The following is a 26938-nucleotide window of genomic DNA, read 5'->3' as shown; positions in this document are numbered from 1 at the left end:
GGCAGGCGCGGGCCGTTCGCGTCGAGCGCGCCGCTGGCGGAGGCCAGGATCGAGCCGCCCGCCTGCCAGTGCTGCAGCCATTCCGGCCGATACGTCAGATAGTGATCGAACACCGTCGCAATGCGGCGCGCGAGTTCGTAGCGCATGGAGTCGTCGGCGGCATCGAGGTACGCACGTAGCCGCGACGAGCCCTCCGGCGCAGCTTCGGTCATTGCACCGAGCAGCCGGAAACAGCGCCACACCAGCCGGTCGGGCGCGAACGGCGAATGCTCGGGCACTGGCAACACCCCGCCGATTTGCGCCCACAGCCATTGCGCGAGATAACACAGGTCCACGTTCGCGCAGATGCCGAAGCGCGCGGCCATGTCCAGCTCGAGCCGCCGGCGCACCGCCGCGCTCGGCACGATGATCGTCTGGCTCGCGAACGGATTGCCGTCATTCAATGCGAACGCGGCGACGTCCTCGAGCAACGCCTGCGACAGCGTTTCTTGGCGATTCGAATAAAAGAGTTCGAGCATGGATCCTGCTAGTTGAGCGTGAGTCGAACGTGTGAGTCGAACCTGATAGGAAACGGCTTGTTCTGCAAACCCAAGGACGTGTCGCGAGGTGAAACGACAGGATAGCAAAGGCCGTTCTCAACCGGGATTCGTCCGAACGGGCTAGGTTTCGATGCCATCGAGTTGGGTTAGACTCGAAGCCACATTGAACGCAGGTCCGAGTGCCCGATGTGGCAAACCGAGACTATGCCGGGACCTAAGACACCCGGGCAGCAAACTAGGAAGTCGATGCGTTACTCGCTAGAAATCAGAAAATTCATTTATAGCCAGTACTTCTTCGGTGGCTTGCGGATCGCGCTCGGCGTCTCGCTGCCGGCCATACTGATGCTGACGGTGTTTCACAATCGTGAACTCGGCTTCACGATTGCGACCGGTGCGCTGGGCGCGAGTGTCGTCGACATGCCGGGGCCGCTGAAGTACAAGCATAACGAGATGCTGGCGTGCACGGTGATCGGCTTTTTATCGGCGCTGGCTACCGGAATCGCGAGCGCGAATGCAGTGACGCTGTGGCTGAGCGTCGTGCCGCTCACGTTCGTGTTGTCGCTGATCGTGGTGTACGGCAACCGCTGGCCGCAGATCAGCTTCGCCACGCTCTTCATGATGATCGTGACGCTGGAAGAGCATTTCACGCCGATGCAGGCGCTCGTCAACGCATCGTGGATCTTGCTCGGCGGCCTCTGGTACACCTATTGGGCCACGTTCGTCAGCCGCTCGCTGGTTTATCGGATCGAGCGGCAAGCGCTGGCCGAGAGCGTGTTCAGTTGCGCCGAGTATCTGCTGGCGCGCTCCGAGTTTTACGATCTCGACGCCAATCTCGACGAGTGTTATCGAAAGCTGATCGAAAAGCAGATTGCCGCTGTCGAGCGTCAGGACGCGGCGCGCGACATCGTGCTGCGTAACCTGCCGAAGTTGCGAAGCGGCAAGCTCGACGCACGACGCGTCATGCTCTTCAACCTCTTTATCAATGTGGTCGACCTGCACGAGATGTTCGTGGGCGCACACACGGACTACCCGCTGGTACGCAACACCTTCGGCGGAGCGGACATCCTGATCTTCTATCGCGACCTGATGAGAAAGGCCGCGCTCGATCTCGAGGACATTGGCCTCGCGGTGCTGCAAAACCGGCCGGCGCGAGCGCGGATCAACGTGAAGGCCGAGTTGCGCGCGATCGAATACGAGCTCGACCAGATGCGCCGGCACGGCGTCCCGCAGAAAAACCCGGAGGCCTATTCAGCTGTGTCGTCAGCGTTCAGACGGCTTTGGAGTGCGACACGGCTGATCGACAAAATGCGTCGCCGGACGCGACATGATCCGAGCGTTACCGAGACGGAGATTCGCGTCGACCCCAAGTTGTCGCGTTTTGTGTCGAGCCGGCGCGTGCCGTTCATGCAGATTTTTTCGAACCTGACGATGGCCTCGCCAAGCTTCAGGCACGCACTGCGCGTAACGATCGCGGTCGGCGTCGGGTTCTGGCTCGGACGCCTGTTGCCGCTCACCAACGCGTACTGGATCGTGATGACCACGGTCATCATTCTCAAGCCCGGTTATTCGCTCACCAAGCAGCGCAACGTGCAGCGGATCATCGGCACGGCGATTGGCTGTGCCGCGTGCGTCGGGTTGATCCTGGTGGTGAAAAACCCGCACGTGTTGCTCGTGGCCATGTTCGCCTGCATGGTCATGAGCTACAGCTTGCTGCTCTTCAACTACACGGCGAGCGTGGTGTTCACATCGGCTTATGTACTGCTGATGCTGCACTTGCTCGCGCCGGGCGGCATGCGGCTGATCGGAGAGCGCGCCATCGATACAGTGGTTGGATGCGCCATTGCGATCGCCGCCAGCCATCTGTTTCCGTACTGGGAATACCGGCTGATGGGCAAGCAGGTGCGCGACATGATCGCCGCGATGCGCAATTACCTCGAGGCAAGCTGGTGGTGGACCGGCAAGCCCGCGGCGCAAGCTGAAGCAAAGAGCGCGGCCGACGCCAATCTTTTCGCCGATGCCAACGCCGCAACGGCGGAAGCGGCGACAGCCGCACTTGCACGGTCCGAGGCTGGCGAAGCGGAACTTGCGACTGCGGAGGAAACCTCTTCCCGCAGCGTGCTCAGTGAGACCGGCGGTGAGACCGGCGGTGTGGCCGGCGCCAGTCAGTCACCGGTCGTGAGCAACGTGGCATCTGCTTCAGCCGAAACGGCGATATCGGATAGAAGCAGCCCAGCTACCCGCACGAACGAAGCAATAACCGTGAGGCAAACGGACCCTGTTTCAGCCACGGATACGCCGGGCGCGACATACTCGGCCGCGCCCGTGAAGCCAACGGACGCCGCGACAACCAGGACCCCGGGCCAATTGGCGACACGACGCGAACCGGCTCTAGCTGAAACGAGCGGCAAGCGCTCGACGACGGCATCGGCATCGAAGAAGAAAACCGTTACCGGCGAAAGCGCGGCCGCGACCGCTAAATCTGGCGCCTCTGCCGCAGCAGCCGTGGCAGCGGAAGCACTCGACAGTGACTTCCGCTATCGCCTCGCGCGCAAGAACGTGCACATCGCGTTTGCGAATCTCGCTCAGGCGTTCCAGCGCATGATGCTCGAACCGAAGGCGCAGCAGAAGTTCGTGCCTGAACTCAACGATCTGCTGATCCGCAGCCACGTGCTCGCATCGCAGATCACGGCGGCGGGACCGTTATTGCAATCGGTAGGGAAGTCCGCTGCGGGTCATGCAGCGCAACCCGTGCAGCGCGCGCTGACCGTCATCCGCGACAATCTAACGCAGGCGCAGGAGGGGGTGCCCGTCCCCGACGATCAAGCCGAGCAGTCGAAGCTGCTCACGCGCGAACTGGATTCAATGGTGGTTGGCGCGGAGCGTGCCGAAGATATCCCGGCCGATGCCGTCCAGGATCTGAAGCTGCTCGCGCATCAGTGCAAGCAGATGCTGACGGCCTCGCTCCTGATTCGCAAGGACGCGAGCCTCATCAACTTGCCGGAGTGAATGGCGAGTCAGGCCACTCACGCATGGGCGCAAGGCGTTGCTGAAAAGCGCGTTACTGGGAAGCGCCGGCCGCGGGCGCCGCGGGTGCAGTAACGCTCGCCGGCGGGTTTTCTCTTTCGTACTCGCGCTTGTCGCGGATCGCGTTGAAGAACAATGTGCCGATCACAAGCAGCACCACGACCACGATAAGAATGCTGATCGCGACGGTGGGGTTCTTCCGCGTCGGGGCCTTTTTGCGGCGGTCATCGGTCATGAAATCGAAGCTCTGAGTGGGATTGGACGAAGCGCAGGATCTTACCCGACATGGATTTCAGAAGGGTTGCGCCAGTCTGCCATTCGCCACGCTGCAACGCGCTCCACGTCGCGCCCACAACCTCAGTTCCCTGTGACCCCGAGCGGCGGCCGCACGGGCAGCGCGGTGGAATATTTGATCTGCTCCATCGCGAAACTCGAACTCACGTCATAAAGCGGGACAGCGCGGATTAGCGACTTGTAGACACGGTCGTAATCGTCGATATCCGACACCACCACGCGCAGCAAATAATCCGTCTCCCCGCTCATTCGATATACCTCGACCACTTCGGGGATATCGCGTACGGCGCGCGTGAAGTCCTCCGCCCAGGTCTGCGTGTGCTGGTTCGTCTTCACCGCGACAAATACCGTTGTCCCAACGCCCAGCTTGCGTGGATCGCAAAGCGCGACCTGAGCGCGAATCACGCCGGTTTCCTTCAGCCGTTGCACGCGTTTCCAGCACGGCGTCTGCGAGAGATTGACGCGTGTCGCCAGCTCGGCAATCGGCATTGTCACATCTTCTTGCAGCAGTTCCAGCAACTTGCGATCGATGAGGTCCATGCCCACAGCCCGCCCCTTATAGGAAATTATTCTACTTTTCCGCGCCTTGACGAAATTATATGGAAACTTTTTCCACATGCAAACCGGTATAAATGAGACTCGGCTTTCCGCTCCTTTCTGCTTGATTCCGCTTCTTCACGAGCCTCGCCATGACCCTTGCCCTCGATCCAAAATCGCCGCTCGCGCTGTTGTCCCAAACACTCGATCAAGCCTGTTGCCTTGATCCGTCGTCGGCGGGATTCGCGCTTGGCGTGCGTGCGGCACTGGGCGGGTTATCGAGGGGAACTGGCCTTTTATCGGACGCCCAGCGTGAAAGCGGGCTGGATTGTTACCGGCGGCATTTGCTCGTCGCCGATCCGCTCGGCCGCTACGCCGTCGCCGCGCTCGTCTGGCAAGCCGGTCAGGCAAGTCCGGTGCATGGCCATCACACGTGGTGCGCCTACACGGTGATTGAAGGAACGCTGTCCGAGACGCTGTTCGCGTGGGATGCCGATGCGCATCGGGCAGTTGCAACGCGCCGCCACGAGCGGGCTTGCGGCGCGGTGTCCTTTGTCGGCCCAGGGCGCGGGGCGATTCACCAGTTGGGGAACGCGTCGGCCACGGGACAGACCGCCGTTTCCATCCATGTCTATGGCGTGCCCGGCGCGCAGATCTCGACACACGTCAACGATCTCGTCGCGGTCGCCGCTTAACGCGCGTGGGCATGGGCGTTGGGCTAATACCGATGCCGAAACACCCGCCCTACGCTTTCCCCGGCTCCGACGCCGTCGGAATCTGGGGCGGCACCTGGACGGATTGATCGGTGGGCGGCGGCGCGGGCTGCGGCTCGTGCGACACGTCCCGCGCTTTCGCGGCCGCGCTCCGCTCCACGGGCGACAATGGCACTGGCTCCGTCACCTCCTCCAGCTCCTCCCACGACGCGTCTTTTTTCGCCGATTCCCGCGACACGCGCACCTGCATTTGCGGCACGGGAACGTCCATGCCGATCTCGTCCATCTTGCGTTTTACCCTTACGTTGAACGCCCGCGCGACGCTCCATTGCTGCAGCGGCAGCGTCTTGATCTGCCCTTTCACGACCATCCAGTTGGGATCGAAACGGTCCAGTCCCCACACTTCGATCGGCCCCAGCATCTCGCGCCGGTATCGAAAATCGGCCATCAATTCCGCGCCGACTTCGCGAATCATCTGCGTGATCTGGTCGACATCTGCAGAAAACGGCACCCGCACTTCGAACACCGCAAAAGCAAAATCGCGCGACAGATTCTTCACCACCTTGATCTGCGAGAACGGAATGGCGTGAATGGCGCCCTGCCCGTCACGCAGCCGCACGGTACGGATGGTGAGCGTTTCCACCACGCCCGCGTGGCCGCCGTCGACCTCGATCGAATCGCCAACGGAAATGGTGTCCTCGATGATGATAAAAAGCCCCGTGATCAGATCGGCCACGAGCGATTGCGCGCCAAAGCCTACCGCCAGCCCGATCACGCCGGCGCCAGCGAGCAACGGCGTTACGTTCAGCCCGAGATTGGCGGCAGTAACAATCGCCGCGACGCCCAGCAGTCCGACGAACACCACGTTGCGGATCAGCGGCAGCATGGTGCGCGCGCGCATGCTCGGACCGCGCCCCTTGCCGCGCGGCGTATTCGGATTGAGCGCCTCCTGAATCCCGGTATCGATCAGGATCCACGCCAGCCAGGCGATGAGAATAGTCAGCAGGATCGCACTCACCGCGTGCGTGACGCCGCGCGCGGCAACGCTTTCTTCAGCGAGTTTCGTGAGCGAAAACCCCCAGAAACGCGACGCGAGTTCGAGGAAAACCAACCAGATCGCCAATACGACCAGACGGCCAAAAAACTTGAAAAGCCGTCGCACGTAGGCCGATTGCCGGCGCGTCTTGCGTTGCGGCAGACGCGTCACGCGCAACACGACGGCGCTAAGAAACAGTCCGACCACCAACAGCCCAGCGGTTGCGATCGCCATCTGCAGCACGTTCTCAGAGGTCCCGATGCCCGCGAGCGTCGCGATCACCGACGCTGATGCAAGCAGCAGCATCGGTACCTGCCAGAGCGAGCCCACCACTTCGAACGTCTCCGTTGCGGCCTTGTGGCGGCTGCGCTGCTCGTACGAGCGGCTGCGGAACAGATGGGACACCGGCCGCTGGAACGCCAGCGTGAAATAGCCGGTCAGGACCGCCGCGCTCATGTTCGCGACCGTCGAGAGCAGCGCGGACAGATTCGTGCCCAGTTGTTGCGCCACGTCATAGTTCGACGCGGCGTCGCCGAGTGCGCCGAGCGTGCCGATCAGGAACAACAGGCGACGTGCATGCAGAATCAGCAGATTCACCGCCACCCGCCGATGCGCCGAGCCGAACAGCGAAAACATGATCAGGCAGATCGACGAAAACACCGCACCCGCGACGATGGCGTAAGCCGTGACCATCGCGAGCGTGCGGCCCAGCGACACCGGCATCAGCCGCACAAAAGTGAGCGCGGCAATAAACGCGAAGAGATACGGCCCGACTCGCCGCAGCGCGAAGATCAAGAGCTCGCTGGTGGTCGGATTGGGACGCAGGCCGAAATGCACGTTGTAACGGGCGTGCAAGTACCGCTGGAAGTACACCAGCAGATAAGCGCACACGCCCCAACCTGCGAACATCAGGAAATAGTTGAGCAGCGTACGGCCAAAACTCTCACGGCTTTGGCCCGAGACGATGGTGAACAACTCGTTGTAGGCTGCATTCAGGCGGCCGCCCCAGTAGTTGAGCGGCGTATGGCCCCGACTGAAATCGGCCTCGATATTGGCCAGCCCCGACGCAATCGCACCCAGCAACCCGGTTTTCGGCGTGATGGCCGCGACGACCGACGACGCTGCCGTCGATGAGCTCGCCGTCGACGATGCAGCCGCGCCAGCCAACGCTGCCGTGCCGGTGCTGTCGGACTTGGCGGCTGTGTCGGCGGGTTGTGCTGCGGCATCGGCGTCGCGCTTGGCGTCGCGAAGCTTTTTCAGTTGTGCGACCAGCGCCGTGCGTTGCCGGTCGCTGTCGAGCGTAGAGATAACCGTGTCGAGCGAGCGCGCGAGGTCCGCGTCGCTGGCCGGACTCGCTGCGGTGCCCGAGGTAGCGGAAGCAGCGGCGGAAGCCGATACCGGGCTGGGTGCCGCGGGTTTGTTGAGGAGTTCCTGAAACGACGGCAGCGTGAGCGCCGGCGGTGCGGCATGTGCGTTCGGAGAGGTAACGGTGAGCGCCGCGCTGACCAACGCGGCGAATGCCAGCGCGCCAGCGAGCGCCCGGATGCGGCTTGGCTTCATGGCGGTACGAAAAAGGTAAAAGACCGCCAGTTTAGCTGCTGCGCTGAGATTATCTTTAGACAAAACAGTCACGCGGGTAACGAGATGTTAGCCCGCAGCGGCCTTGTTCGCGGCATTGAGCAGCACGACGGCACGCTCGGCAAGTCCAGTCGGCGCCCACCTATTTGTCCATATCCGTGCGTGCGTTTCCCGGGTCCGACGACGTACTGGACGAACCACCCGAGCTCGTTCCCGCCATTCCGCTGGCCGCGCCTTGAGCAGTTGCCGAGCTTGCCGACCATGCCTGCAGCTTGCGACCGGCAGCTTGCAGACCTGCGCCGGTATCGCTTGCGGCATTCACGATAGCCGCGTTTGTCGCACTGGCCGCGCCTTCCATGTTCGCGCGCGCTGCTGCCGCCACGCTGCTCGCCGACATATCCGGCAACGTACCCGCCGACTGCAGGTTTTGTTGCGCAGACTGCTTTACCGAGTCCACCTGCTGGCCGGCATAACTCGCCGCCTGGTCGAATTTCTGGCCCGCCTGGCTGGCTAGGTTATTCAGCGCGCCGACCGCCTGCCCCGCCGCGGCGTCGTGCTTCTCGCACGCAGCGAGCAACCCAAGCGCAACCACGGCGCCGGCCAGCCGGTTCATCCAGTTCTTTTGCATCGTTGTCATCATCCTGTTGGGCGTGCAGACTTGCCGCTCGCCCGATGGTTGCATTCGCCGGTTCAACGGCTCACTCGAGACGCATGATAACCGTGTGCGCTCACCCCCTTTTTTCCGGGATGCAACGTTGGCCGTTCGACCGGGTTTCGGGGATGGTCCCCACAAACAGCACTAATGCCATCAGCACCATCTCGCAACGCTCGCAATCCAACCCGCTTTAAGACGGTTCCGATGCATTTCAACGATGCCAGTTCTGCCAGTTCTTATAGTGCTGGCCATCGCTGAATTCGATATTGACGTGTTGCCATGATCCTGATGAATCTGCTGATTGCCCTCGTCGCCGGGCTGATCCTTTTCGAGCCGTTCACGCGCACGCCGATGTCGCGTTCCGTGCGTTTTTCCGGCCACCGCGACCGGGCCAAGCGCGCCTTTGCGCAAGCGGGCGTAGCGCTGGTCGCGGCCATGATCGTCGCTACGAGCAATCCCGAGCCTCAGCAGGTTTCTCCGGTACTCGTGTTCGGCAGTGCGGCAATATTGGGTATCGCAGGAATCTATTGGGCGTTGCGCGGCCGGCGCTTGCTAAAACCGGGCAAGATGTTCGCTACGCACCGCTAGTGGCATTGATAAGGACATCTGTTCTGCGCCCTGCGCGCACGCGGGTGCATCTCGCGATGTCCTCTCGCTTTAAAAAGCATAACCTTATTGGCGAAAGAACCCGTATCTTTGTAGTTCACCTGAAAATACTAAACACGCAGGGGAACGAAGCGGTATAGGGTGAAAATAAATAAGATGGCATAAGGATTTGAATAGCCGATGCGCCACATCGAGCGTCCATCGCCTTTGGCACCGCACCAAGTCCGTACCAGTCAGCAGCGCTTTTGCGCACACGCATATACGACCGCGGCACACGCCCAGGGGCCGCGACGGCCACAGCGCTTTTGCGAGAGCCTTTGGCGAACCCAAAAAAAAGGCGCTACGTTGCCGTAGCGCCTTAAAAGTTCTAGCCATTCCGAGGGCCGTGCTAGAACCTGAGAGCTGGTTATCGATCGCAATTCGATGGGCGCAACTAGCGCTTCCGTAGTGCTTTCGAAATCGGGTTCCATTTTTTACGTTATGCGAAACCTAGTCAAGCGAAATTTCGAGGATTGAGCGATTATCTGGCGGTACGGTACGCGGCTTTGATGACAAAAACGAGTCCAGCAAATGCACATTTTCATTGCTGGTTGATACGATTCAGGCATGTGGTGACGCGCGTACTCAGTCAGCGTCGATGAATGGCGTCTCCAGCCTTTTCAACGAAACCAAGTTCCAAAAATAATGCACACCACTGAGAGCCGGCCTTCGAGCCGGGAAAGGGAAAAAGGGCGTGATGGGGAAGAAGTCGTCGCGTTGTCGCGAGGCCTCGACGTACTCAGGCGAATCGCCGCCGCCGACGCTCCGGTCAGCAATCGTGAACTAGCCGAATGGACGGGCATTCCAAAGCCGACCATCTCGCGGTTGACGGCGACCCTCGTGAGCGCCAATTTGTTGTTTCAATTACCCGACAGTGAGCGGTTCGTGCTGACGGCCTCGGTGCTGGAGTTGAGCAACGGCTTTCTGCGCAACTTCGACATCCGGGCACGCGCGCGGCCGTTTCTCATCGAACTGGCGGACCGGACTACGCTGAGCGTTCATCTGGCCGTACGCGACCGGCTGGACATGGTCGTGATCGATACCATCCGGCCACGCTCGGCCGTGCTCGTGTCGCGGCTGGAAGTAGGCGCGCGGATGGATCTGGGACGCACCGCTGTCGGCCGCGCGTATCTGGCGGCGCTCGGAGAATCCGACCGGATCGGTCTGCTCGACAGTCTGCGGACCGCTTCGGGCGACGACTGGCCGAGCATCGACAGCAGCCTGAAGCCTGGCTTGGAAGACGCGGTGCGCCGTGGCTTCGCCATCTCCACCGGCGATTGGCACCAGGGGCTCAATGCCGTGGCGGCGGGTTTCGTCGGGCCGTCGGGGCAACGTTACGCGGTCAATTGCGGCGGCGCCGAGTACCAGGCGCCGCGAGACGCGCTACTGAACAAGGTTGCGCCGGCCTTGCTCGAGTGCGTCGCGAAGATCACGCATGAGATCGGCGGAACACCGTCGGCGCGCCTAAGCGAATAACGCGCCTTGCGCCTGATCGACGGCGAAACACCTCATGTGCCGCTTTGCGCGTGCACCGGCATATAGGGCGCTTCGTCGTCGATCAGCTTGTCTTCCGCATCTTCCCGGCGCACGCCGTTTCGTCCAGGGCGACGCGTAATAACGTCTTTGCGTGACTCGCAAACGCACAAGACGATACGATGTCGACCGACGTTGCCGCGCCTTCTGAACGCCCTTTTCGAATCGCCTTCTGTCCCTGCCCGAACTCGTAACGTTCGTAATCAATCGAAAGAAAGATAGCTGGACTGCAACGAAGCACGGGACGTAGCATCATGCTTCGCGCACCGACCAGTCTTTCAAAGCTTTCACTGCGGTGAACGCTCCGGGCGCCTATGCGCGTGTACGTCACATGGCGTGCTTAAAGTGCGTGACGTGATCGATGGCGTTTTCGGCACGCATCAGGACCCGTCCGCGCAAATGCCCAACCGAATGCGCCAGCACCTCAAGACAGTTTCCGAGCCCACCGACTCACCGAGCCACTGAAACGATGGACGAACAGAAAAACCACCCAGCGCCACCGCCTCACTCTGAACGCCGTTCGCCCACCTCCCAAGCCTCGACTCCCCCTCCGTCAGCCTCCCAGCCTCGCCGGCGCCGGTTTCTGTGGATCGTCGTTGCGATCCTGATCGTGGCGGGCGTGTTCGCGTGGCATCCGTGGAACCGGGGCGGTGCGAATAACCCGCAGCAGCAGGCAGGCGGCGGGCGGCGCGGTGGTGGTCCTGGCGGCCCGGGCATGCCTGCTCCGCCGCAGCCCGTGCATGTCGCCACGGTGACGCAAGGCGAAATGCCGGTGGTGATCAACTCGCTCGGGACGGTGACGCCGCTGGCGTCGGTGACGGTCAAGACGCTGCTCAACGGCACATTGCAGGACGTCGCCTTCCAGGAAGGCCAGATGGTCAGGAAGGGGGACGTGCTGGCCCAGATCGATCCGCGCCCTTACGAAATCTCCTTGCGCAATGCGCAAGGAACGCTCGCCAAAGACCAGGCGCTGCTGCAGACGGCGCGCCTGGACTTGAAGCGTTACCAGATGCTGCTCTCGCAAGACTCGATCGCGAGCCAGCAGGTGGACACGCAGGCGTCGCTCGTCCAGCAACTCGAGGGCACAGTGAAGGCGGACCAGGCGAGCGTGGATACCTTCAGGCTCGACCTCACCTATGCGCGCATCACGGCGCCCGTGTCGGGCCGTGTCGGCTTGCGGCAGGTCGATCCGGGCAATTATGTAACGACTAGTGACACGAACGGTGTCGTCGTCATCACGCAACTGCAGCCTATCAGCGTCATTTTCACGACCTCGGAAGACAATCTCACCGCCATTCTGAAACCGCTGCATGCGGGCACGAAGATGTCGGTGACGGCTTATGACCGCGCGAACACCACGTCGCTCGAAAGCGGCTACCTCGAAACCATCGACAACCAGATCGACACCACCACGGGTACCGTCAAGCTGCGCGCGCGCTTCGACAACAAGGAAAGCATGCTGTTTCCGAACCAGTTCGTGAACACGAAACTGCTCGTCGATGTCATCAAGGACGCGACCATCGTGCCCACGCCCGCGGTGCTGAACGGCTCGTCGGGCGCGTTTGTGTATGTGGTGAAGCCGGACAATACGGTGACGGTGCGTAACGTGAAGATCGGCCCGGTCGATGGTGAACGCACCAGCATCAAGACGGGCTTGCAAGTGGGCGAACGCGTGGTGATCGACGGCTCAGACCGGCTGAAGGAAGGTGCGAAGATCACCATTCCGGCAGACAAACCCAAAGCTGCTTCCGGTGCCTCGGGGGCTGCTGCTTCGGGTGCCAGAGGCGCGTCGGGCGCGCATCGCGGCCACCATCGTCCGGCGTCGCAATGATGCACTCATGATCCATAACCGCACTGCACCCGCATGAATCCATCGCGTCTTTTTATCCTGCGTCCGGTCGGCACGGCGCTGCTGATGGCGGCAATCATGCTGGTCGGCCTCGTCGCGCTGCGCTTCTTGCCGCTGTCCGCGCTGCCGGCTGTCGACTACCCGACCATCCAGGTGCAGACGTTCTATCCGGGCGCGTCGCCGGACGTGATGACCACCTCGGTCACCGCGCCGCTCGAAAAGCAGTTCGGGCAGATGGCCAGCCTGAACCAGATGTCGTCGCAGAGTTCGGCGGGCGCGTCCGTCATCACGCTGCAATTCAGTCTCGACCTGCCGCTCGACATCGCCGAGCAGGAAGTGCAGGCGGCCATCAACGCCGCGGGCAACCTGCTGCCGTCCGACCTGCCCGCACCGCCGATCTACGCGAAGGTGAATCCCGCCGACGCCCCCATCATCACGCTCGCGATCAGTTCGAAGACCTTGCCGCTCACGCAGGTCCAGGATCTCGCCGATACCCGTCTTGCGCAGAAGATCTCGCAGGTCGGGGGCGTGGGGCTGGTGTCGGTCAGCGGCGGCAATCGCCCGGCTGTGCGGATTCAGGCGAACACGCGCGCGCTCGCGTCGTACGGTCTGAACATCGACGACTTGCGCACCACTATTTCGAACCTGAACGTCAACACGCCGAAGGGTAATTTCGACGGCCCGTCGCGCGCTTACACGATCAACGCGAACGACCAGCTCACCGACGCCAGCGCCTACCAGAGCGCGGTCATCGCTTACAAGAACGGCCGGCCCGTGATGCTGACCGACGTCGCAACGGTCGTCCAGGGTCCGGAAAACACCAAGCTCGGCGCGTGGGTGGACAACACGCCGGCCATCATCCTGAACGTGCAGCGCCAGCCGGGTGCGAACGTGATCGCGGTGGTCGACGGCATCAAGGCAATCTTGCCGCAATTGCAATCGGCGCTGCCCGCCGCGCTCGACGTGCGCATAGTCACCGACCGCACCACGACCATTCGCGCCTCGGTGCGCGACGTGCAGTTCGAACTGGCGCTGTCCGTCGTGCTGGTCGTGCTGGTGATCTACCTGTTCCTCGCAAACGTCTGGGCGACGCTGATCCCAAGTTTGTCGGTCCCCGTTTCGCTAATCGGCACGCTTGCCGTGATGTATCTGTGCGGCTTCTCGCTCGACAACCTTTCGCTGATGGCATTGACCATTGCGACGGGTTTTGTCGTCGATGACGCCATCGTGATGATCGAGAACATCGCACGTTACGTGGAGGACGGCGAGCCGCCGCTCGAAGCGGCGCTCAAGGGTTCGAAGCAGATCGGCTTCACGATCATTTCGCTGACCGTATCGTTGATCGCGGTGCTGATTCCGCTGCTGTTCATGGGCGATGTGGTCGGGCGTCTGTTCCACGAATTCGCGATCACGCTAGCGGTGACCATCGTGATCTCGGCAATTGTCTCGCTCACGCTCGTGCCCATGCTGTGCGCGAAGCTGCTGCGGCATACACCGCCGAAGGAGAGCGGTCGCTTCGAAGCGCGCGCGCATCAATTCATCGATTACGTGATCGGGCGTTATGGCGTCGCGCTGACATGGGTGCTTGACCGGCAGCGCTCGACCCTGGTGGTCGCGCTGCTCACGCTCATTCTCACCGCCCTGCTCTACATCTGGATTCCGAAAGGCTTCTTCCCGATCCAGGATACCGGCGTGATCCAGGCGATTACGCAAGCACCGCAAGCCGCTTCGTACCAGGCAGTGGCCGAGCAACAGCAGGCGCTTGCCGCGCAGGTCCTGAAGAACCCGGACGTCGAGAGCCTGACGTCGTTCATCGGCGTGGATGGAACCAATATCACGCTGAACAGCGGCCGGATGCTGATCAACCTGAAACCGCGCGACGACCGCAGCAACACGTCGAGCGACGTGATCCGCGCGCTGCAGCAGGACGTGGCGAACATTCCAGGCATCCGGCTCTACATGCAGCCGGTGCAGGACTTGACCATCGATTCCACCGTCAGCCCGACGCAATACCAGTTCATGCTGACCGACCCGAACTCGGCCGAGTTTGCCGAATGGGTGCCGAAACTGACCGCGCGCTTGCAACAATCGCCGGAACTGGCGGATGTCGCGACCGACCTGCAGCAGAACGGCCAGTCGGTGTACGTGGAAATCGACCGGGCGACGGCTTCGCGCTTCGGCATTACACCGGCTACCGTCGATAACGCTCTCTACGACGCATTCGGCCAGCGCATCATTTCGACCATCTTCACGCAGTCGAACCAGTATCGCGTGATCCTGGAATCCCAGCCGACCGACGCGCACTATAGCGAGACGCTGAACGGCATCTATCTGCCATCTTCCACGGCCACGAGCGGGCAAGTGCCGCTATCGGCCATCGCGACCTTCCATGAGCGCGCCGCGCCGCTGCTGGTCACACACCTCGGCCAGTTCCCCGCGACCACGGTCTCGTTCAACCTCGCCCCTGGTGCGTCGCTCGGCGCGGCCGTGAAAGCGATCGATCAGGCGAAGCAGGATATCGGTTTGCCTGCGTCGTTCCAGATTCGCTTCCAGGGCGCGGCGCTCGCCTTCCAGGCGTCGCTGTCGAACGAGCTGTTCCTGATCCTCGCCGCGGTCGTCACCATGTACATCGTGCTGGGCGTGCTGTACGAAAGCTTCATTCACCCGATCACTATTCTGTCGACGCTGCCGTCGGCGGGCGTGGGCGCGCTGCTTTCGCTGATGATCACCGGGCATGATCTCGACATCATCGGGATTATCGGCATCGTGCTGCTGATCGGTATCGTGAAAAAGAACGCCATCATGATGATCGACTTCGCGCTGGAAGCCGAACGCGAGCAAGGCAAAAGTCCGCGCGATGCGATCTACCAGGCGTGTTTGCTGCGCTTCCGGCCCATCCTGATGACGACCATGGCCGCGCTCCTCGGCGCGTTGCCGCTGATGCTCGGCTGGGGCGCGGGCTCTGAACTGAGGCGGCCGCTGGGCATTGCGATCGTGGGCGGTTTGATCGTGTCGCAAGCGCTTACGCTATTCACCACGCCGGTGATCTATCTCGGCTTCGATTCGCTCGCGCGCCGCGTGCGCGCGCGTTTCCACCGCAACGCGCCGCCACGCCCGGCGAGCGAAACGGAGTAAGCGCATGAACCTGTCGCAACCGTTCATCGCGCGCCCGGTCGCCACCACGCTGCTGGCCATCGGCATTGCGCTCGCCGGCCTGTTCGCGTTCACCAAGCTACCGGTCGCGCCGTTGCCGCAAGTCGATTTCCCGACCATCTCGGTCCAGGCAAGCTTGCCCGGCGCGAGCCCGGAAACGGTCGCGACCAGCGTGGCGAGTCCGCTGGAGCGCCATCTCGGCTCGATTGCCGACGTCACCGAAATGACGTCGCAAAGCTCGGTCGGCTCGGCGCGGATCACCTTGCAATTCGGGTTGAACCGCGACATCGACGGCGCTGCGCGTGACGTGCAGGCCGCCATCAACGCATCGCGCGCCGATCTTCCCACGTCGCTCAGAAGCAATCCGACGTATCACAAGGTCAACCCGGCCGACGCGCCTATTCTGATTCTCGCGCTCTCCTCCCCCACGCGCACGGCGGGTTCGCTCTACGATTCCGCCGCGACCGTGCTGCAGCAAACGCTGTCCACCGTGCCGGGCGTGGGCGAAGTGGACGTAAGCGGCTCGGCAAATCCGGCCGTGCGCGTGGAACTGGAACCGAACGCGCTGTTTCACTACGGCATTGGCCTGGAAGATGTTCGTGCGGCGCTGGCGTCGGCGAATGCGAACAGTCCGAAGGGTGCCATCGAGTTCAACGGGACGCACTTTCAGCTCTATACCAACGATCAGGCGAGCAAGGCCGCGCAATATCGCGACCTGGTGGTCGCTTACCGCAACGGCGCCGCGGTGCATCTGAGCGATGTAGGTGAAGTAGTGGATTCGGTCGAGGACCTGCGTAACCTGGGCCTCATCAACAACAAGCGCGCCGTGCTTGTGATCCTGTACCGGCAGCCGGGCGCGAATATTATCGACACCATCGACCGCGTGAAGGCGATGGTGCCGCAACTCCAGGCGGCTCTGCCCGCCGACGTCGAGATTACCCCCACGGCCGATCGTTCGACCACGATCCGCTCGTCGCTGCACGACACGGAGTTCACGCTGATCGTCGCGGTGGCGCTGGTCGTGATGGTCGTGTTCCTGTTCCTGCGCAACTGGCGCGCGACGCTTATTCCGAGCGTCGCCGTGCCGATCTCGATCATCGGCACCTTCGCCGCCATGTACCTGCTCGGGTTCTCGCTCGATAACCTCTCGCTGATGGCCTTGACCATTGCGACGGGGTTCGTGGTCGACGACGCCATTGTCGTGCTCGAAAATATCTCGCGGCATATCGAGAACGGCGTGCCGCGCATGAAGGCCGCCATTCTCGGAGCGCAGGAAGTCGGTTTCACCGTGCTGTCGATGAGCATTTCGCTGGTCGCCGTGTTCCTCCCAATCCTGTTGATGGGCGGCATTGTCGGGCGGCTGTTCCGCGAATTCGCGCTAACGCTGTCGCTCGCGATCGCCGTTTCGCTGGTCGTCTCGCTGACGGTCACGCCCATGATGTGCGCGCGTTTGCTGCATGAGCCGCAAAACCAGAAGCCGCCCGGCCGGTTTTCGCGCTGGCTCGAACGCCAGTTCGTCCGCATGCAGGATGGTTACGCACGCACGCTCGGCGTCGCGCTCGCGCATCCGAGGATCGTGTTGCTGGTGCTGCTCGCCACCGTCGGCTTGAATGTGTATTTGTACATCATCGTGCCGAAGGGATTTTTCCCGCAGCAGGATACGGGGAGGATTGTTGGCGGCATCCAGGCCGACCAGAGCACGTCGTTCCAGGCGATGAAGGGCAAGTTTTCGGAGATGATGCGGGTCGTGCAAGCCGATCCGGCGGTAGAAAGCGTGGCGGGTTTCACGGGCGGGCGGCAGACCAACTCGGGCTTCATGTTCATTTCGCTGAAGCCGAAAACCGTGCGCAAGGTGTCCGCCGAACAGGTGATCCAGCGCCTGCGTGCGCCGCTTTCCGACGTCGCTGGCGTGCGGACCTTCCTGCAAGCCGTGCAGGACATTCGTGCAGGCGGCCGGCAATCGAACGCGCAATACCAGTTCACGCTGCTCGCCGATTCCACCACCGATCTCTACACGTGGGGGCCAAAGCTCACTGACGCCCTGCTCACCCGCCCTGAACTCGCCGATGTCAATTCGGACCAGCAGCAAGGCGGCCTGGAGTCGTTCGTCACGTTCGACCGGGCAACGGCGGCGCGCCTGGGCATCCAGCCGGCGCAGATCGACAACACGCTCTACGACGCCTTTGGCCAACGTCAGGTGTCCACCATCTACAACGAGCTGAGCCAGTATCACGTCGTGATGGAAGTCGCGCCGAAATACTGGCAAGACCCGGAAATGCTCAAGCAAATCTATGTGAGCACGTCGGGCGGTACTGCGAGCGGGGCTGCATCGACGAATGCGACCACGACGACGTCCAAAGTCACATCCGCGTCCACCAGTTCGAGCACCAGTACGTCATCAACCGATACAACTAGCACACTGGCGCTCGCGTCCATCCGCAATGCCGCGACAAATGCCATTGCGGCGAGCGGCAAGTCCAGTTCGTCGGCGGGCGCGGCTGTGTCGACATCGAAGGAAACGATGATCCCGCTCTCGGCTATCGCCAAGTTCGGGCCGGGCAACACGCCGCTTTCGGTGAATCACCAGAGTCAGTTCGTGGCATCGACGATCTCGTTCAACCTGCCGCCCGGCAAGTCGCTCTCCGACGCCACCGCTGCCATCTACGAGACCATGGCGACCATCGGTGTGCCCAGCACGATTCACGGCAGTTTTGCGGGCACGGCCCAGCAGTTCCAGGATTCCACCAAGGATCAGCCGATCCTGATTCTGGCGGCGCTCGCTGCGGTGTATATCGTGCTCGGGATTCTGTACGAGAGTTACATTCACCCGATCACGATTCTCTCGACCTTGCCGTCGGCGGGTATTGGCGCGTTGCTTGCATTGCTGCTGTTCAAAACGGAGTTCAGCATCATCGCGTTGATCGGGGTGATCCTGCTGATCGGCATCGTGAAGAAGAACGCGATCATGATGGTGGACTTTGCGATCCAGGCGCAGCGCAATGGGGCGGCGACGTCGCGTGAGGCGATTGAAGCAGCGTGTTTGCTGCGCTTCCGGCCGATCATGATGACGACTGCCGCGGCGTTGTTGGGCGCGTTGCCACTGGCTTTCGGGACCGGCGAGGGATCGGAGATGCGTGCGCCGCTCGGGATTGCGATTGTGGGCGGCTTGATCGTGAGTCAGTTGCTGACGCTTTATACAACGCCGGTGGTTTATCTTTATATGGACCGGATCCGGATCTGGTCGGAGGAACGGCGGGGGCGCCGGGGGCTGCTAACATAGTCGAGTAGGTTTCGCCCACTACCAGAAGGAGCCAACAGCAATGAAAGTCCTGCTCATCGGTGCGCACGGCCGGACCGGCCGCCACATTGCCCGGCAACTACGTGCCGCATCCCTCCCCTTCAAAGTCCTGCTGCGTAAATCCGCGCACCGCGGTGAGTTCGCCGCACTCGGCGCCGAAATCGTACTCGGCGACCTGACAAACGATTTCTCCCACGCCTTCGACGACGTCACGCACGTGGTCTACGCCGCAGGATCGGCGGAAAGCGAAGGCGTGAACGAAGAACGCGCGATCGATCGCGACGCAGTGCAACGCACCGCCGACTACGCCAAACGCCGCCGCACAAAACAGCTCGTGGTCATCAGCGCAATCTCCGCGTACTGGCCGGAATCCAGCCCGCTCGCGCTCAAGCATTACTCGAAAATGAAGCGCCAAGCCGACGACTACGTCCAGACAAGTGGCGTCCCGTACGTAATCTTGCGACCCGGACCACTCTCCGACGAATTCGGCCGCGGCACGATGGCACTCTCCACCCAACGCGGCTTGAACGCCGCGCCCGTTTCACGCGAGGACGTCGCCCGCGTCACGGTGGCATGCATCACACGCGACGTGCGGGACGAGGTAATCGGCTTTGTCGGCGGCGAGGTGCCGATAGACGACGTGCTCGACGCGCTTCAGACAGCCCCGATCAACCGATAACCCACACCGGTTTCAGTCACGATGTGCTCCGGCTGCGCGGCGTCACGTTCAAGCTTCTGCCGCAGATGCGCCATGTAGATGCGCAGGTAGTGGTGGCTTTCCACATGCGACGGCCCCCACACCTCACGCAGTAACTGGCGGTGCGTCAGCACACGGCCAGCGTGGCGCACGAGCGTGGACAGCAGCCGGTATTCGATCGGCGTCAGATGCACGGGCGCACCCGCACGCGTGACCTGGCGCAAGCCGAGATCGATGACGACGTCGCCGAATTTCACCAAAGGCGATTCACTCGACGCCGCCTGATTGCGGCGCCGCAAATGCGCGCGAATCCGCGCCATCAATTCCGATACGCCAAACGGCTTGGTCAGGTAGTCGTCGGCACCGGCGTCCAGCGCCGCGACCTTCTCCTCCTCCTGAGTGCGCGCCGACAGCACGATCACCGGCAGCTCGGTCCAGCTCCGCAACTCGCGGATCACGTCGAGTCCATCGGTATCGGGCAAACCGAGATCGACGATCACGAGATCCGGCTTGCGCGTCGCCGCGTCCACCAGCCCCTGCTTGCCCGTTTCCGCCTCGTGCACGGTAATGCCTTCGGCCTCCAGCGACGCACGCACAAAGCGGCGAATCTGCTTTTCGTCCTCGATCAACACGACAGTGAGGTTAGGTTCGCTCATGGGCTTTAGGGTCCGACGGAGGAAAATCGACGAAGTCCTGCTCGGCTTCATCGGAGAAACTTGGCACGGGAGGCGGTGCATCGACGGGCAAGGTGAACCAGAAGCGCGCGCCCTGAACCGGCGCGTCGGGAAGACTCACATCCAGCCGGTTATTCGCGCCGATTGTACCGCCGTGCGCTTCCACGATCGCGCGGCAAATCGAAAGCCCAAGCCCGATGCCCGGCTTGGCCGATTCCTTCTCGCCGCGCGTGAATTTCTCGAACACACGGTCTTCCATGTTCACGGGAAGACCCGGACCGAAATCGTCGATATAAACCCGCACGAACGGCTTGTTATCCACACTGACACTCTCCGCCCCGATGATGAGCTTCGAGCCCGGCGGCGTGTACTTCGCGGCGTTCTCCAGCAGGTTCGAAAACAGCCGCTCCATCAGCACGGCATCGAGTTGCAGGAACGGCAGATCGGCAGGCAAACGAACCTCGACCGGACGGCCATTCAAAACCCGCCGGCACGCCCGCAACGCGGCGCCTACCGTCTCTTCCAGCAGCGACCATTGCAGGTTCAGCCGCAAGCCACCCGCCTGCAAGCGCGCCATGTCCAGCAAATTCGTGACAATGCTCGTCATGCGCAGCGATTCGTCGTGAATTGCCGCGATCAGCTCGGCATTTGCCGGCGAATGGGTATCGCCGCGCGCTTCCGCGAGCATCGATGCAAAACCGACGATAGTCGTAAGCGGCGTGCGCAAATCGTGCGAGATGGCGGACAGCAGCGAATTGCGCAGGCGCTCGGACTCCATGCTGACGAGCGCATCGCGGGCAATCTCGACGTAATGCACCCGTTCGAGCGCCAGCGCGATCTGCGCGGCAAACGCGTCGAGCATGCGCTTTTGCTCGGGCACGTCGAGCTCGCCGGCATTGCGCGTGGCGACGGCGAGCACGCCGCGCGTGCGCATCGGCGCCTTGAGCGGCAAATAAAGCGCGGCCGCTGCAGGCAGCGTGTCCGTGCCGCGGCCGGCCGGTTTCTGCTGGTCGTACACCCATTGGCCGACGTCAAGATCCAGCGTGCTCGCATCGAGCAGCAACGCGGCAGCGGACGTATCCGATGGGTCGAGCTTCTGGCGGACCTTGTCGGTGGAATCGGGCAGTAACATAGCGACCTTCGCGCGAAACACTTCACTCACATGCCGCATGCCGATACCGACGATCTGCTCGGTCGCGAGCGCCGCGCCGAGTTCGCCGGCCATCGCGTACATCGCGCCCGTGCGGCGCTCGCGCTTTGACGCGACGCGCGCCTCGCGCCGCAAGCTCGACGTGAGATGGCTGATCACCAGCGACGTCAGCAGCATGCCGGCGAAGGTCAGCAGGTATTGGGTGTCCGAGACGGACAGCGACATGCGCGGCGGCACGAAGAAAAAGTCGAAGGCCGCGACGCTCAGGAACGAGAGCAGCACGCCCGGACCACGGCCGATGCGCGCCGCCGCGTAAATCACGCCAATGAGATAAAACATCACGAGATTCGTGAGATCGAAATGATCGCGGATCTGGCTTGCAAGCAGCGTGATGACCGCGCAGATCGCGATGGCGTACGCATAGCCACGCGACGCCGAGCGCTGCTCGCGCGCGGCGCTCAACGCGTCGCGCCGGTCGGGAGCGGTCCCTTCTTCTTGCGGCAATGGACCGCTTCCCTCTCTTCGCTCACCCTCCCGCGCGCGGATCAACGTGAGATCGAGGTCGCCCGCGTGTTCCGCCAGCCGCTCGCCGAACGAGCGTTTTAGCCAGCGCGCGAAACCGCGCCGCTTTGACGCCCCTGCCACCAGCTTCGACGCGTTGCGCGCCTGCGCATACCCGATCAGCGTCGCGACCGCATCCGCGCCGGCCAGCGTTACCGTCTCCGCGCCCAGTTCGGCAGCGAGTTTGAGCGCGGTCAGCGTGCGGTCACGACGGGTATCGGAGAGTTTTTGCAGCCGCGGTGTTTCGACGTACACCGCGATCCAGTCGGAACGAAGACTTGCCGCGAGCCGTGCTGCGGCGCGCACCAGCGTAGGCGCTTCCGGCCCCGGCCCGATGCACACCACCAGCCGGTCGCGCGCCTGCCAGATCCTGTCGATAGACCGGTCCGCGCGGTACTCACGCATCTGCGCGTCGACGCGATCCGCCGTGCGCCGCAGCGCCAGTTCGCGCAGCGCGATCAGGTTGCCTTTGCGGAAAAAATTGCGAACCGCGTGTTCCGCTTGCTGCGGCATGTAGACCTTGCCGTGACGCAACCGTTCGAGCAGTTCCTCGGGCGGAAGATCGACCAGCGTGACTTCATCGGCTTGATCCAGGACGCGATCCGGGACAGTCTCGAAGACGCGGATCTGCGTGATCTGCCCCACGATGTCGTTCAGGCTTTCCAGATGCTGGACATTGACCGTGGTATAGACGTCAATACCGGCGTCCAGCAGTTCATGCACATCCTGCCAGCGCTTCAGATGACGAGCGCCGGGGACGTTCGAGTGAGCGAGTTCGTCGACGAGTAAAAGCTGCGGGTGGCGCTGAAGCGCTCCGTCGAGATCGAATTCCTTGAGCGCATGGCCGCGATACGTCATATTCGCCGGCGGCAGTTGTTCGAGGTCTTCCAGTAACGCGGCGGTTTCGCTCCTGCCGTGCGTTTCCACTATGCCGACGACTACGTCATCGCCCTGCTCCTTTCTGCTGCGCGCGGCAAGCAGCATGGCGTAGGTCTTGCCCACTCCGGCCGACGCGCCAAAAAAAATCTTCAGCCGTCCGCGATGACTCTTTTCCTCCTCTCTTTGCAGCTTTCCGAGCAGCTCGTCTGGGTTTGGGCGGTTCATTTTTTAGCTTGTTGGCGCAATCGCATCCAGGCGAGGATCGGGTTCTTCGGGTTCGGCGGTTTCCACGCATTGACACGTGACTTTCCTAGTATGACGAACTGCTGGTTCTTGCGTTTCCGCTATCCGGTCCGTTATAGGGTCTTTCGTCAGGTTGGCTCGTCTCGCCAGCTGTTGGTCCGGGTATTGAACAATGGCTCCGAACATTAAGCGCGTCGGCATAAAAGCCGGGTCAAAGATCGGAACGCAGGCGTAAATAATGTGTAAAGGGTGCTGCGCAAAGCGTTCGCAGCGAGATGTTTTGTGGTGGTCCTGGCGCTGACGGCGCGGCACGAACGAATCCCGCCGCCCCGTCCTTTCACTCTCCCATCAAGGCAGGAAAATAGTCGATCCCGTCGTCCGCCGCGCTTCCAGATCCTCGTGCGCTTTCGCCGCTTCAGCCAGCGGATACCGCTGCCGCACGCTCGTTTTCACCTGGCCCGTGCTCAACACGTTGAACAATTCGGCCGCCATCTCCTCGAGGTCGCTGCGTTTGGCGATATAGCTGAACAACGTCGGCCGCGTGAAATAAAGCGAACCGCGCCCGGCGAACTCCGACGAATCGATGGGCGGCAACGGCCCCGACGTATTGCCGAAACTCACAAACATGCCCAACGGCGCGAGACAGTCGAGCGATGCCGTGTACGTGTCCTTGCCGATCGAATCGTAGACCACCGGCACGCCCGCGCCGTTCGTGATTTCGCGCACGCGCTTAGTGAAGTCCTCACGGGTATAGACGATCGGATGATCGCAGCCGTGCGCCTTCGCCAGTTCGGCCTTTTCGTCCGATCCAACCGTGCCGATCACCGTCGCGCCCAGCGCCTTGGCCCACTGGCACGCAAGCGTGCCCACGCCGCCGGCCGCCGCATGGATCAGGATCGTATCGCCGGCTTTCACGCGATACGTCCGTCGCAGCAGATATTGCGCGGTCAAGCCCTGCAACATGACCGACGCTGCGTCCTCGTACCCGATTGCGTCGGGCAAGCGCACGACATATTGCGCCGACATCACCCGTTCCTCGGCATACGCGCCCGGCGGCCGCGACGCATAGGCTACGCGATCGCCCGCTTTAAAATCCGTCACGCCTTCACCGACCGCGGTCACCTCGCCCGCCGCTTCCATGCCAATGCCGCCGGGCAGCGGCATTGGATAAAGCCCGGTACGGAAGTACACGTCGATATAGTTCAAGCCAACCGCGTGATGCTTCACGCGAATCTCGCCCTTGCCCGGCTCGCCCACTTCGACGTCCACCCATTTCATCACTTCCGGGCCACCGGTTTTATTGAAGCGAATTGCTTTTGTCACCCTTGTCTCCTTTTGCCGGCGTCAGCCGGTCACTGTGCAGTGCGACCTGAACTCGACCTAAGCTCGGCCCAAGCGTAGCTTCAGATCATCGAGAATCATGCGTGCCGTGGCGAGGTTCGTCGCACACGCCACGTTGTGGACGTCGCACGCGCGCACGAGCGCGTTGATATCCGGTTCGTGCGGTTGCGGCGTCATGGGGTCGCGCAGGAAAATCACCACGTCGACACGCCCCTCCGCCAGTTCGGCGCCAATCTGCAGGTCGCCGCCGAACGGACCGGAGAGCTTGCGCTCCACCTCCAGCCCATGGGCCGCCGCGATTCGCGCGCCGGTCGTACCGGTGGCCACCAGCCGGCACTGCGCCAACGTGGCCGCAAACTCGCCGGCCAGCGCCACGATGTCGTCCTTCTTCATGTCGTGCGCGATCAACGCAACGCGTGGGGTCATCGAATGCCTCTCTGTCGTGATGTTTATGGAATTCGAATCAATACGTGCCCGGATAAGCACCGCCGTCGATCAGCAGGTTCTGCCCGGTGATATAGCCCGCATGGACGCTGCACAGGTATGCGCACGCCTTGCCGAACTCCTCGGGCGTGCCGAAACGGCCAGCGGGCAGCCGGCCCATGCGGCGCTTCTTGGCCTCTTCCACCGTGATGTTGTTCGCTTTCGCGTCCGCCTGGAACGTGGTGACGAGCCGGTCGGTATCGAAGGAGCCCGGCAGCAGGTTGTTGATCGTGACGCCGCTTGCCGCGACCTTGCGCGACAAGCCCGCGACAAAACCCGTCAGCCCCGAACGCGCGCCATTCGACAACCCCAGTACATCGATAGGCGCCTTCACCGACGAACTCGTGATATTCACGATGCGCCCAAAACCACGCTCGATCATGCCGTCGAGCGTCTGCTTGATCAGTTCGATGGGCGTCAGCATGTTCGAATCGAGCGCCTTGATCCAGTCGTCGCGCGTAAATTGCCGGAAATCGCCCGGCGGCGGGCCACCGGCGTTGTTCACGAGAATGTCCGGCGCAGGGCACGCGGCTAGCGCCGCGGCGTGCCCTGCGGCCGTGGTGATGTCGCACGCTACCGCCGTCACATTCACGCCAAAGCTTGCACGAAGATGCTCGGCCGTGGCTTCGAGCGGTCCCGCCGTGCGCGCCACGATCACGAGGTTGACACCCTCAGCCGCGAGCGCCTCCGCGCAACCGCGTCCCAAACCCTTGCTGGCCGCGCACACGAGCGCCGTGCGCCCCTTGATTCCCATGTCCATTGCTGTCCCTTTGTGGTTGCCCGCGTTGAAACCGGTTGAAATCGATCAAAAGCCGGGTGATGAAATCTTGTGTCGAATCGTGGCTCGCGATCCGTCATGCGGACCGCGTGATGCAATTCTAGAAGAATGAGGGATCGGACGTCGGCCGCGCAATAGACCGGACGGCCTATCGCCCGCAATCTCCGCTTTGGCCGCGCCTAATTTGGGTAAACTGGCGTCACTGCCTAAGCTCAGCCATGCAAGACCGCACCGCCTGCGGCCCCGGACACGCCTCCCGGCAATGCGGCGCCTGAACCAGACGCATAACCCGATTTACCCGAATCCACACTTAATGCCGCGGCAACCGCGCGAATTCCATGAAACAGGACAGCCGCTTTCCCAATCTCTTCATCCTCAACCACCCGCTGATCCAGCACAAGCTGACGCACATGCGGGACAAGGACACGTCCACGCGTACGTTCCGGGAGCTGCTGCGCGAAATCACACTGCTGATGGGTTACGAAATCACGCGCAATCTCCCGCTGACCACGAAGCGTGTCGAGACCCCGCTGGTCACCGTCGACTCACCCGTGATCGCCGGCAAGAAGCTGGCTATCGTGCCGGTGCTGCGGGCCGGTATCGGCATGTCTGACGGGCTGCTTGACCTGATTCCGTCGGCGCGGGTCGGCCATATTGGCGTGTATCGCGCGGAAGATCACCGGCCGGTTGAGTATCTCGTGCGCCTGCCCCCCGATCTGGAAGAGCGCGTATTCATCCTGTGCGATCCCATGGTGGCGACCGGCTATTCGGCAGTCCATGCCGTGGACGTGATGAAGCGGCGCAAGGTGCTCGGCGAAAACATCATTTTCGTGGCGCTGGTCGCGGCGCCGGAAGGCGTGAAAGTTTTCTCCGACGCCCACCCCGACGTGAAGCTGTACGTGGCCTCGCTCGACTCCCATTTGAATGAGCACGCGTATATCGTGCCGGGCCTGGGCGACGCCGGCGACCGGCTGTTCGGCACGAAAAACTGACGCGCAGCAAGCGCAAACCAGGCGGGCGCGCACGGATGCACGCGCCGTCTGAGTAAGGCCAAAGCCTGCCGAAGCGGCGCGCCATGATAAAATTCGGGTCCGCCAAATGAGCGGTTCGTGCGGGTTGGTGCGTTGAGGGGATTGGCTGGCGTCATTCGGCTGGTGTCATTCGGCCAGCACCAGGTCGTTGGAGGATTTATTCGCAGATTCGCCGATCATCAGCGACCGGCCCGGCCCCGAAGAACCGCAAAAACAGGGCGTGCGCCGCTCCACGCCGTGCCGTTTG

Annotated in this window: 19 protein-coding genes; 9 read left to right on the top strand and 10 right to left on the bottom strand. The window is 62.4% G+C overall.

The annotated features are described in order from the left end of the window. The coding region (locus EOS_RS32720) for an exodeoxyribonuclease V subunit gamma (protein WP_047896357.1) at positions 1-518 on the bottom strand (518 nt) is incomplete at its 3' end. A gap of 267 nt (positions 519-785) precedes the next feature. Here EOS_RS32720 and EOS_RS32715 point away from each other — a divergent pair. Next, positions 786-3545, top strand: coding sequence for an FUSC family membrane protein (locus tag EOS_RS32715; protein WP_047896356.1), 2760 nt, complete (start codon positions 786-788; stop codon positions 3543-3545). A 52-nt stretch (positions 3546-3597) separates the two neighbouring features. Here EOS_RS32715 and EOS_RS32710 read toward each other — a convergent pair whose 3' ends face one another. Further along, a complete protein-coding gene (locus EOS_RS32710) occupies positions 3598-3798 on the bottom strand; it encodes a hypothetical protein (protein WP_047896355.1) in 201 nt (66 codons plus the stop codon). 122 nt (positions 3799-3920) lie between these two features. Then, positions 3921-4397 carry an Lrp/AsnC family transcriptional regulator gene (locus EOS_RS32705; protein ID WP_075645426.1) on the bottom strand — a complete coding sequence of 159 codons (477 nt, stop codon included), beginning with the start codon at positions 4395-4397 and terminating at the stop codon, positions 3921-3923. A 149-nt stretch (positions 4398-4546) separates the two neighbouring features. On the opposite strand from EOS_RS32705, the gene EOS_RS32700 reads away from it, so the two are divergent. After that, positions 4547-5089, top strand: coding sequence for a cysteine dioxygenase family protein (locus EOS_RS32700; RefSeq protein ID WP_047896353.1), 543 nt, complete (start codon positions 4547-4549; stop codon positions 5087-5089). 49 nt (positions 5090-5138) lie between these two features. Here the strand turns inward: EOS_RS32700 and EOS_RS32695 are convergent, their stop codons facing one another. Together EOS_RS32695 and EOS_RS32690 are read right to left on the bottom strand one after the other, a co-directional pair. Continuing rightward, complete coding sequence (locus EOS_RS32695; protein WP_082163592.1) at positions 5139-7703, bottom strand: mechanosensitive ion channel domain-containing protein; 2565 nt, start codon at positions 7701-7703, stop codon at positions 5139-5141. A gap of 160 nt (positions 7704-7863) precedes the next feature. After that, a complete protein-coding gene (locus tag EOS_RS32690) occupies positions 7864-8349 on the bottom strand; it encodes a hypothetical protein (RefSeq protein WP_087882029.1) in 486 nt (161 codons plus the stop codon). A gap of 306 nt (positions 8350-8655) precedes the next feature. Between EOS_RS32690 and EOS_RS32685 the strand changes: the two genes are divergently transcribed. The 6 genes from EOS_RS32685 (at position 8656) to EOS_RS32660 (ending at position 19533) form a co-directional block, all read left to right on the top strand. Continuing rightward, positions 8656-8964, top strand: a complete 309-nt coding sequence (locus tag EOS_RS32685) for a hypothetical protein (protein ID WP_047896351.1) — start codon at positions 8656-8658, stop codon at positions 8962-8964. Between the two features lie 702 nt (positions 8965-9666). Then, a complete protein-coding gene (locus tag EOS_RS32680; RefSeq protein ID WP_047896350.1) occupies positions 9667-10497 on the top strand; it encodes an IclR family transcriptional regulator in 831 nt (276 codons plus the stop codon). Between the two features lie 526 nt (positions 10498-11023). After that, a complete protein-coding gene (locus EOS_RS32675; RefSeq protein WP_047896349.1) occupies positions 11024-12385 on the top strand; it encodes an MdtA/MuxA family multidrug efflux RND transporter periplasmic adaptor subunit in 1362 nt (453 codons plus the stop codon). A 33-nt stretch (positions 12386-12418) separates the two neighbouring features. Continuing rightward, positions 12419-15538 (top strand): MdtB/MuxB family multidrug efflux RND transporter permease subunit, encoded by a 3120-nt coding sequence (locus tag EOS_RS32670; protein ID WP_047896348.1) that lies wholly within the window; start codon positions 12419-12421, stop codon positions 15536-15538. Between the two features lie 4 nt (positions 15539-15542). Further along, positions 15543-18836 (top strand): efflux RND transporter permease subunit, encoded by a 3294-nt coding sequence (locus tag EOS_RS32665; protein ID WP_047896347.1) that lies wholly within the window; start codon positions 15543-15545, stop codon positions 18834-18836. Positions 18837-18876: 40 nt separating this feature from the next. Beyond that, a complete protein-coding gene (locus EOS_RS32660; protein ID WP_047896346.1) occupies positions 18877-19533 on the top strand; it encodes an SDR family oxidoreductase in 657 nt (218 codons plus the stop codon). Here EOS_RS32660 and kdpE read toward each other — a convergent pair. The 5 genes from kdpE to EOS_RS32635 all read right to left on the bottom strand — a co-directional run bounded on the left by kdpE (position 19509) and on the right by EOS_RS32635 (position 25642). After that, complete coding sequence (kdpE, locus tag EOS_RS32655) at positions 19509-20207, bottom strand: two-component system response regulator KdpE (protein ID WP_047896345.1); 699 nt, start codon at positions 20205-20207, stop codon at positions 19509-19511. The two genes, EOS_RS32660 and kdpE, sit on opposite strands and share 25 nt — an antisense overlap. Further along, the gene (locus tag EOS_RS32650) at positions 20194-23040 is read right to left on the bottom strand and encodes a sensor histidine kinase (protein WP_047896344.1); all 2847 of its coding nucleotides are present in this window, start codon (positions 23038-23040) and stop codon (positions 20194-20196) included. The genes kdpE and EOS_RS32650 overlap by 14 nt, the downstream gene beginning before the upstream one ends. A gap of 366 nt (positions 23041-23406) precedes the next feature. Further along, positions 23407-24381, bottom strand: a complete 975-nt coding sequence (locus EOS_RS32645) for a quinone oxidoreductase family protein (protein WP_047896343.1) — start codon at positions 24379-24381, stop codon at positions 23407-23409. Between the two features lie 57 nt (positions 24382-24438). Next, positions 24439-24825 carry a methylglyoxal synthase gene (locus tag EOS_RS32640; RefSeq protein WP_047896342.1) on the bottom strand — a complete coding sequence of 129 codons (387 nt, stop codon included), beginning with the start codon at positions 24823-24825 and terminating at the stop codon, positions 24439-24441. 37 nt (positions 24826-24862) lie between these two features. Continuing rightward, positions 24863-25642: an SDR family oxidoreductase gene (locus EOS_RS32635; RefSeq protein ID WP_047896341.1), complete on the bottom strand. Its 780-nt coding sequence runs from the start codon at positions 25640-25642 to the stop codon at positions 24863-24865. A gap of 356 nt (positions 25643-25998) precedes the next feature. Here EOS_RS32635 and upp point away from each other — a divergent pair, with 356 nt between their 5' ends. After that, the gene (upp, locus tag EOS_RS32630; RefSeq protein ID WP_047896340.1) at positions 25999-26652 is read left to right on the top strand and encodes a uracil phosphoribosyltransferase; all 654 of its coding nucleotides are present in this window, start codon (positions 25999-26001) and stop codon (positions 26650-26652) included. Positions 26653-26938 lie beyond the last annotated feature (286 nt).

It is taken from the genome of Caballeronia mineralivorans PML1(12) (assembly GCF_001028175.1).
GTDB lineage: Bacteria > Pseudomonadota > Gammaproteobacteria > Burkholderiales > Burkholderiaceae > Caballeronia > Caballeronia mineralivorans.
The sequence above is the reverse complement of the archived record's forward strand: the minus strand, read 5'-3'. Positions and strand labels throughout refer to the sequence as shown.